Annotated in this window: 8 protein-coding genes and 2 pseudogenes; 6 read left to right on the top strand and 4 right to left on the bottom strand. The window is 67.4% G+C overall.

What is annotated here, in order from left to right; genetic code table 11:
* The 4 genes and pseudogenes from FJV41_RS45850 to rpmH all read right to left on the bottom strand — a co-directional run.
* A pseudogene (locus tag FJV41_RS45850) lies at window positions 1–209 on the bottom strand (membrane protein insertase YidC); the annotation flags it as partial.
* A 48-nt stretch (window positions 210–257) separates the two neighbouring features.
* The gene (gene yidD, locus FJV41_RS45845; protein WP_141648954.1) at window positions 258–476 is read right to left on the bottom strand and encodes a membrane protein insertion efficiency factor YidD; all 219 of its coding nucleotides are present in this window, start codon (window positions 474–476) and stop codon (window positions 258–260) included.
* Entirely contained in the window at window positions 473–895 is a 423-nt protein-coding gene (rnpA, locus tag FJV41_RS45840) for a ribonuclease P protein component (protein WP_141648953.1), read from the bottom strand. Before rnpA ends, yidD begins: the two co-directional genes overlap by 4 nt.
* A 12-nt stretch (window positions 896–907) precedes the next feature.
* A complete protein-coding gene (rpmH, locus tag FJV41_RS45835) occupies window positions 908–1,060 on the bottom strand; it encodes a 50S ribosomal protein L34 (protein WP_141648952.1) in 153 nt (50 codons plus the stop codon).
* Between the two features lie 341 nt (window positions 1,061–1,401).
* Here rpmH and FJV41_RS45830 point away from each other — a divergent pair, with 341 nt between their 5' ends.
* The 6 genes and pseudogenes from FJV41_RS45830 to FJV41_RS45805 all read left to right on the top strand — a co-directional run.
* Complete coding sequence (locus FJV41_RS45830) at window positions 1,402–2,031, top strand: hypothetical protein (RefSeq protein WP_141648951.1); 630 nt, start codon at window positions 1,402–1,404, stop codon at window positions 2,029–2,031.
* Between the two features lie 36 nt (window positions 2,032–2,067).
* Window positions 2,068–5,379: a Ulp1 family isopeptidase gene (locus FJV41_RS45825; RefSeq protein WP_141648950.1), complete on the top strand. Its 3,312-nt coding sequence runs from the start codon at window positions 2,068–2,070 to the stop codon at window positions 5,377–5,379.
* 15 nt (window positions 5,380–5,394) lie between these two features.
* Window positions 5,395–5,799: a hypothetical protein gene (locus FJV41_RS45820; protein ID WP_141648949.1), complete on the top strand. Its 405-nt coding sequence runs from the start codon at window positions 5,395–5,397 to the stop codon at window positions 5,797–5,799.
* A 3-nt stretch (window positions 5,800–5,802) separates the two neighbouring features.
* Window positions 5,803–6,087 carry a hypothetical protein gene (locus tag FJV41_RS45815; RefSeq protein WP_141648948.1) on the top strand — a complete coding sequence of 95 codons (285 nt, stop codon included), beginning with the start codon at window positions 5,803–5,805 and terminating at the stop codon, window positions 6,085–6,087.
* A gap of 258 nt (window positions 6,088–6,345) precedes the next feature.
* On the top strand, window positions 6,346–7,698 hold the full coding sequence (dnaA, locus tag FJV41_RS45810; protein WP_141648947.1) for a chromosomal replication initiator protein DnaA: 1,353 nt from the start codon (window positions 6,346–6,348) through the stop codon (window positions 7,696–7,698).
* A gap of 90 nt (window positions 7,699–7,788) precedes the next feature.
* Window positions 7,789–8,819: pseudogene (locus FJV41_RS45805) on the top strand (HEAT repeat domain-containing protein); the annotation flags it as partial.

The following is an 8,819-nucleotide window of genomic DNA, read 5'->3' as shown; positions in this document are numbered from 1 at the left end:
TCACCGGACGGCGGGAGGGCGGCCTGGGCCGTGGTGCCCGCATCCTGCGTCGTGCCGGTGGTCGTCACACCCGCGTCGTCGGCGCCGGGGGCGGCCGGCGGGGGCGGGAAGAGGAACATCCATCCGGCGGTGACGGCGAAGGAGAGCAGCAGGGCGACCAGCAGCCGCTTCTGGGAGTCGTTCGACTGGGGCGAAAGCGGATCGTTCATAGAGGTCCCTCCCCTCGGGGGAGGGTGCGGCAAGGGGTGGAAGCCCCGTCACGGCACCGGGTCGATGCCACCGGGGTGGAAAGGCTGGCAGCGCATCAAGCGCCACAGGGTGAGCCAGGAGCCCTTGAGGCCTCCGTGCTTTTCCAGCGCCTCCATGGCGTAGGTGGAGCAGGAGGGGTGGAAGCGGCACACCTTCGGCAAGAGCGGCCCGAGGAACTTCCGGTAGAACCGGATGGGCAGCGAGATGGCGAAGGCGAGCGGGCTCATCTGGGAGGCTCCTTCGGCTTCGGCTCGGCGGCCGGCGGGAGCCGCTGCAGCTTACGGGTGACACCGTCGAAGGCGCGGGACAGAGCCACGAAGGAGGCTTCCTTCGCGGACGAGCGCGCCACCAACACAACGTCCAGGCCCGGGGGCCATTGCATGCGGCGCTTGCGGAACAACTCCCGCAGCACCCGCCTCAGGCGCGCCCGTACCACCGCGTTTCCCACCTTGCTCGACACGGTGAGGCCAACACGGGAGTACGTCCGGCCATTGCGCTTGTAGAGAGCGAGGAGACAGTCGGAGGGGAGCTTCTGCCCACCGTCCTGTACCTCGAGGAACTCACGCCTGCTGAGCAGGCGAAGGGCCTTGGGGAAGCGCTGGTCTGCCGGGCCCTGCTGCCCCGGCGTCGCACCCTCGGCCCTCACACGCGGACTCGCTTACTTCTTCGCAGCCGACACGACCAGCCGCTTGCGGCCCTTCGCGCGGCGGCGCTTGAGGACATCCCGGCCGGACTTGGTGGCGTTGCGCTTGCGGAACCCGTGGGTGCGGTTGCGGCGCAGCTTCGACGGCTGGTACGTGCGCTTGGACACGGCTCGAACTCCTTGATGATGAAGGCGGCGCCTCCTGCTGCTCCGGCGCGACCTGAACTAGGGAAAGGGCCGGGGGCATACCCCATTTCCAGGGTAAGTCAACGGAGGATCACCTCCACCCGCCCCATTTTCCCGATCCTGGGAACGAAACCGTCGCCCCCTGCCCACAGAGGGGGCGCCTGCCTGCCTACATGGGTCCGGAAACGGAAGTCCAGGCCGCCCGGCCGATCACCCCGGGGCTCGGAACTTCCGCCAAGCCCTGCAATGCGCTCAAACGACCTTTCGCGCCGCGTTAGAGTCGGGCGATGCCCCAGGTGCATGTCGCCCAGGAACATGAGTGCTTGAATGACATCGCGGCTCGCTACGGCCTGCTCCCCGAGGCCATCTGGAATGACCCGGGTAACGCTGAACTCCGTGAACTGCGCCAGGACCCCAATGTGCTCCTGGCCGGCGACGTCCTGACGATTCCCGCCCTCCAGCAGGTCCGCCACGCCGCCCAGACGGGCAAACGCTACCGCTTCCGCCGCAAGGGCGTGCCCGTGCAGGTCCAGGTGCGGCTCCTGAGCGGCTCGGAGCCCCGAAAGGACGCCCGGTACCTCCTGGAGGTCGACGGTGAGGCCCTCTCCGGCACCACCGGGCCCGACGGGGACGTCACGTTCTGGGTCATGCCGGGCAGCCAGCAGGCCACGCTCGAGCTGGAAGGGGAGGAGCGCTACGAGTTGAAGCTGAGCCGGTTGGACCCGGCCACGGAGGCCAGCGGCGTGCGCCAGCGGCTCATCAACCTGGGCTACCTGGACGTCGAAGGGGACGAGGACGAGCTCGCCGTCGCCGTCATCGCCTTCAAGCGCGAGCACTGCGGCCTGGAGCTGACACCGGAGGACCTGCTCGCGTGTGACGACGACGCGTACGAGCGCGTCACCACCGTCGACGACCGCACGCGCACCCAGCTCATCGCCATCCACGGCTCCTGACCTTCACCGTCCAACATCGCGCCCGCGAAAGCCCTCATGGCCCACGAGTGGATTCTCTACATCGACAGTGACGCAACCGTTCTGCGCGCCACGCGGAACCTCCTGAGCCGCTACGACCTCTTCCAGTTGCGTGAAGACACCGGCTGGATGACGGACACCCTCATCGACCACGGCGTCACCGGCTACGACGACGGGCTGGGGGCGCTGAACGCCCACCAGGTGATGTGGATTTCCCCCTCCGTGGTCAAGGCGGGCAAGGACGGGGATGACGAGGCCTTCGGCAACTCCCTGGGCGCGGAGCTGGGCGCCGCGCGGCACCTGGACCTGGCGACCACCCGGCTGCCGAAGGACGCGCCGGTGCTCCTCTTTCCCGTCAACACCGAGGAGACCCACTGGAGCCTGCTCGTCTTCTCCGCGGCGACCCGCGCCTTCGTGCACTACGACTCCCTGGGGGAGAGCAACGCGGGCGCGGCCCGGGCCCTCATCCAGAAGCTCCACGCGAAGGGCTATCTCTCCCGGGCGCTCGACTTCACGACCTCCGCGGACGTCGAGCGTCAGGAGGATGGCTACAACTGCGGCCTCTACGTCATCCAGTTCGCCCGGGCCCTGATGCGCGCGGGGCAGACGCTCTCCGCGAACCCGCTCGGCCTCATCACCAGCGCGAGCTGCGACCTGCTGCGGGGACAGATGTTGAGGGCGCTCGAGCCCCTCTTTCCGCCCGCGCCCCTGGCCCAGCCACCGCCTCCGCTCGGGGGCGAGTCGTCTGCCCGGAAGGAGCGCAAGCCTCCCGAGCCCACGAAGAAGAGCGACTCGGACGTCATCCTCAAGAAGTCGCTGATGAGCACGAAGAGCAGCCGGAAGAAGAAGCTCAAGACGGCCCTGCTGCTCGCGACGAACAACGACCGGGACTTCACCAAGTGCTTCATCCACACCAGCCCGAGCGCGCTGACGGTCATCAACGGCGAGCGCGCCGAGAGCCTGATGACCCTGGTGGACGAAGGACGGACCCTCTGGGAGGTGCTCGGTGAGTCGTCGAGCGTTCCCTCACCCCGGAAGCCCAAGGGAGGCGGGTTCGTCTCCAAGTACTCCACCTATGTGGAGAAGGGCGGCTTCACGCTGGAGCCCCGACTCCATCCAGACACCTCCGAGGCCATCCAGACGGACCGGACGCAGAGCCTCCTCAAGCGCGTGCCCGCGGAGGGCTTCCAGCCCACCTTCTTCCAGTTCCAGCGCCAGGACATGAACACGCTCCTGGCGCACTACGAGCAGAACGTTCCCGACTTCCACCACAACCACCAGCACATCGCGCGCAGCCTGATACTCGGCATGGCCATGGCGAACTTCTACCTGCGCCATGGCCAGCCGCGCTTCCTGCCCGGGGACACGCGACCGGAGAGCTTGCGCACCAAACCAGCCAATGACGACGGGCAACGCGACGAAGCCCTCGCGCGGATGCCCGAGCCCGAGCTGGATGAGGTGGACATCGCCGCCATCGCCTACGGCATCGGCATGCATGACTGCGCCCGCGCCAGCTCAGGCAAGGACGTCTGGGAGCATGAGAGCGCGCGCAACTGCTTCTACTACCTGCGCGAGTCCGGCTACGGGAACGAGTACGCCGCCTACGTCGCGAGGATGATCGTCAAGAACGAGCAGAACGACGACGAGCGCAAGGAGAAGCCGAAGCCCCCGGAGGAGAAGGGCGTCTCCGTCCCGAAGGTCATCACCGTGAGCAAGGTGGACAGCCGCTCCGCGAAGAAGGGCGACGCGAAGAACACCGCTCGCACGGATGAGCCCAAGCCCCCGAGGCTGGGGGACCTCAACGAGCAGATTGTCCACGACGCGGACACGCTCGAAATCCACCGCGTCCTCAACAACAAGAAGTTCCTGCCAGAGCGACTGCTGTTCCTGACCGATGAGCGGCTGGACAGGGTGAAGCTGGCGGAGGGACGCAAGCAGGAGTTCCGCGAGCAGCTCATCGCGGACGCGGCCTGGTTCGTCCACATCACCGAGAAGATCGCCGTGCCGCCCGAAGACGGAGACGACGGCAAGCCCGGGGGGCCAGGGAGGGTCCACTTCGAGGAAGGGCTCAAGTCCTTCCGGGGCGTGACGAAGCAGTTCGGCGGCTACTTCGAGGCCCACGAGTCGGTGCTCATCGAGGCCATCGTCCAGAAGCCTCGGTCCTTTCCCTTCTTCTACCAGTACTACTTCCACGCCTGCTTCGACCCGAAGGACGCCCAGTTCCTGAAGCTCACGCCCGAGGAGCGCCTGGTGCTGGTCCGCGCGCGCATCAACACCATCGAGCGCGTGACGCGCGACCACGCCCTCGCCACCGAGGCCCTGACGGCCTTCAACACCACGGGCTCCACGGACTACACCGTCGAGAACTTCGGCCGGGATTTGGTGCAGTTCCAGCTCACGGCGAACCTCAACTGCGATGACCTGGAGAAGGTCATCGACGCGGTGGACCGGGGCACGAAGCTGCCGGCGCACCTGGCCCAGTACTGGGAGATCTTCTTCAAGACGGGCAAGCAGCGCGTGGGCGCGAGCACGGACTCGGTGCCTCGCGACAACGCCGAGCGCTTCAAGGTCCAGTACCAGACCCCCTGCGAGTCCCCTGGCTTCGACCGCGCACGCCGACCCAAGTACGCCGCCATCAACCTGGCGCAGACGACGTCCGGCGCGTGCCCCAAGTACGGCGATGCGGCCTACATCCTCAAGCCCCACCTCTGGCGGCGCATCACCCTCACGCACAACGACACCTTCAGCGTGGGCGTGTTCCCCGACGACCTCTGCACGCCCACCCACCCGTTCACCCTCTTGAAGCAGATCAGCGGCCTGCGCTTCCAGGAAGACCACCTGAAGCTCTACGCCGCCGGGCGGGGACAGAACGACGGCCTGCGCAAGGCGGCCCAGAAGAAGGCCGCCATCCCCTACATCGAGGCCCACATCCACGGGCTCGTCGAGTGGGCCCACGACGTGGAGGAGATCCGCATCAGCGTGAACCCGGCGAGCCGCGACGCGTACAAGAGCGAGGAGAAGGTCTGGGACTGGGGCGCCTTCGACGCGAAGCTGCTCGCCTTCGCTCAACTGTGGGCCACCGACGAGCGCCCCGGCGGCATCCCCGTGCGCTACGTGAGCGACGAGAGCTTCGAGGTCTTCGCCACTCGGGACGATGCGATGAAACAGCAGAACCCCCTCGGCGCGCGGACCGTCACCGGAAAGCTCTCCGGCGCGCAGCACCACAAGGCGCCTCCGAAGCCGAAGCTCCCCGTGTCCGACTCGAAGCCTCCCGACTCGAAGCCTCCCGACTCGAAGCTCCCCAGCTCCGAAGCGGAGTCCACGCTCTAACGGATGCCCTCGCCCATGCTGACCATTCGAGAGAACCAGCTGAGCGCGCTCGGCGCCGTCTCGGAGCAGCGCTTCGAAGCGGACCTGCGCGAGCACTTGCGGCGCCACTTCCCCGAGGAACTGAGAGCCTTGGACGACATGGCGCTCGCGGCGCACGTGAGAGAGGGCATGAGTCAGGCGAAGGCGCGCTCGCTCACGTCCAGGCAGGGCCTCACCTGGTACCTGGAGGTGACGGCGATGCACGGGCTCGACTTCGAGTCACGTCCCGAGCTGCACTGGGCCCGGCAGATGCTCGATGACGCGGACGTCACCGAGCCACACGAGCGGATGCGCCGCCTGCACCTGGAGGCGACTCGTAGGAAGCAGCGCGAAGAACGCAACGCCCAGACACGACAGCGCTTCAGTAACGGAGGGACCTAGGACATGGGCCTCGAAGACAACAGTGCCGCGGTGCAGGCGTGCCCCCTGGAAGAGGGCTGGGTGGAGCTCGAACTGGTGGGAGAGAACGACATGCCCATCGCCAACGAGCGCTTCATCGTCATCCTCGCGGACGGCACCCAGCGCAAGGGACGCACGGATGCGCGGGGCTTCGCGCGCGTCGGCGGACTGCCCCAGGGGCCGTGTCACCTCTGCTTCCCGGAGCTGGATGCCCAGAGCCACGAAGCGCTGGGCGTGGTGCCCTCCAGCGGATCCACCGGGAGCCCCTGAGGGCGCGCACGCGCGAAACCGCGCCCTTTTGCATTCCGTACCCACAGTCAAGTCGGGACAGGGGAACCCCAGCGGTTGGGGGGCGTCGGGCGGATCTCCACAATCGCGCCGGGGCGGCATGGCCGTTGCCGATCATCCGGACCTGGAAAAGATCCTTCAACGGCGCCGCTTTGGGTCGGTAGCTTGATCCACCCGGAAGCGTCTGTTAGCACCGCCAGACGCTCGCAACTCCCTCCGCTTTGCACGGTTGAGACACACTTGAACGCCCTCGCTCAGGCCGCACCCTCCATTCCAAGTGCTGGAATTCTCTGGAACAAGATGCTGGAGGCCATCCGTCAGGAAGGCCGTCAGTACGCGCTCCAGTGGTTGGACCGGGTTCGCGCGCTGGAGGTCCGTGACGGGGCGCTCGTCCTCGGTGTTCCGGATCGCTTCTTCCGCGACTGGGTGGATGACCACTACCGCGGATTGCTCGAAGGACACCTGGCCCGGTTGGGTGACGGACTCGTCTCCGTCGCCTACGAAGTGGTGGAGGGACTTGTCCCGGAGGGCTTCTTCCCGCCCACACCCACCGTGAAGGTGAGCATTGGCCGTCCTTCGAGGCTGAACAGCCGCTTCACGTTCAACACCTTCGTGGTGGCGGACAGCAACCAACTCCCCGCCGCGGCGGCGCAGGCCGTGTCCGACAAGCCGGGCCACCATTACAACCCGCTCTACATCTACGGCGGCACCGGCCTGGGGAAGACGCACCTGCTGCAGGCGGTGGGCAATCACATCTGGGAGAAGGACCCCACGCAGCGGGTGGTGTTCCTGTCGAGCGAGCAGTTCACCAACGAGTACGTGGAGAGCGTTCGCGAGCACCGCATGACGGACTTCCGGCGGAAGTTCCGGGAAGAGTGCGACGTGCTGCTCATCGACGACATCCAGTTCCTGGGCAAGCGCGAGGAGACGCAGAAGGAGTTCTTCTACACCTTCAACACGCTCTACGAGTTGGGCAAGGCCATCATCCTCACCAGCGACACGGTCCCCGCGGAGATTCCGGGCCTGGAGGAGCGGCTGCGCAGTCGCTTCACCATGGGGTTGATGACAGACATCCGCGAGCCCACGTACGAGACGCGGGTGGCCATCCTCCAGAAGAAGGCCCTGACGGAGAACCTGGACCTGCCGGACTCGGTGGCGCACTTCATCGCCAAGCACATCCAGAAGAACGTGCGTGAGCTCGAAGGCGCGCTGGTGAAGCTGTCGGCGGTGCACAGCCTGACGCGCCAGCCGGTGACGGAGGAGTTCGCCGCGGAGGTGCTGCGCGACATCCTCCCCGCGCAGAACGTGGTGGACGTGGAAGCCATCCAGCGCGAGGTGGCACGCTTCTACAAAGTCACGGTGGAGTCGTTGAAGGAAGACCGCCGTCACAAAGCCCTGGCGCATGCGCGGCAGGTGGCCATGTACCTGAGCCGCAAGCTGACCAAGAGCTCCTACCCGGAGATTGCGTCCCGCTTCAGCAAGGACCACTCCACCGTCATCTCCGCCGTGCGCAAGGTGGAGGGGCTGCGGGAGTCGGACCCCACCGTGAAGCGGGAGCTGGCGGAGCTGGAGCTGCGGCTCGGCGGTCAGTGAGCGTTCGGTCTTCCTCCTCCCTGGGTTGAGGCACCGCGTCACGCCGGGCCGACGACCAGGAATGGGGGGTGGCTCCGTATCCCAGGTGCCGTGTCCCCTCGCCTGAAGAGCCTGGTGCCCCTCATCGTCTTGCTGGCGGTGATGGCCCTGTGGAGCTTCGAGGCGCAGCGAGGCTGGAAGCCGTCCGCGCCCACCCAGGTCATCTCGGTGAGCCACCCCGCACCGCGCTCCGACGAGCCCCTCCCCACCGCTGTCCCAAAGACAGTCCCACCCGGGAAGCGAGGCCGCCAACGCGTGCTGACGCCCGGACTGGAGCACCGGTACTCGTTCGACCTGGATGCGCGTTCGGCCGAGCAGCTCCCTGGCGCGGAGACGGGACGCACCTGGCGGCACACCGGCTGGAGCGGAGTGCTGGAGCTGACGTATCTGGGCGAGGAAGGAGGGCAGCACTTCTTCTCCGCTCGCGTGGAGCCCTCGCGGGTGGAGGTGGAGGAGTCACTCGGAGAGGACGAGCTGCGCGCCTTTCGTTCGCGCTTCGAGCGGCCCGTGTACGTGGCCCAGGACCCCCGTGGACGCGTGCTCTCGGTGCACTTCGACGGAGAGCTGGCCGCGCGGGAGCGGCGGTTCGTGCGCTTGCTGATTGCGGCCACCCAGTTCGTGGCGGAGGACGGGCGGAGCTGGAGCACGGAGGAGACAGACACCACCGGGGACTACGAGTCGGAGTACCGCGCGGGGGGCAGCGCGAACACGTACGTGAAGACGAAGCGGCGCTACCTGCGGACGGCACTGCCGCTGTGGGCGCCGACGGGGCCTCGAGGTCCGGGACTGGTGGTGCCTCGGCTGCGAGGGCACCTGGACTTCATGCTCGACGAGGACGGGCTCTTGCGAGAGGTGACGGGCTCGGACGTGGTGGAGCTGGGAGGCGGCGCGACGGGACTGCCCCAGACGCGCGCGGAGACCCGGGTGGCGCTGACGCGACTGGAGACGCCGCGTCGGACGTCGCTGTCGATGCGAGTGTTTCGAGAGTCCCGGAGCCGGCTGCACGCGGAGCCCCTGTCGGCGATGGAGTCCGCGCGCATGGGGGCGGCGACGGTGGAGGGGGACCGTCTGTCTCTTATATA

This window comes from Myxococcus llanfairpwllgwyngyllgogerychwyrndrobwllllantysiliogogogochensis, assembly GCF_006636215.1.
Classification (GTDB): Bacteria; Myxococcota; Myxococcia; order Myxococcales; family Myxococcaceae; genus Myxococcus; species Myxococcus llanfairpwllgwyngyllgogerychwyrndrobwllllantysiliogogogochensis.
The sequence above is the reverse complement of the archived record's forward strand: the minus strand, read 5'-3'. Positions and strand labels throughout refer to the sequence as shown.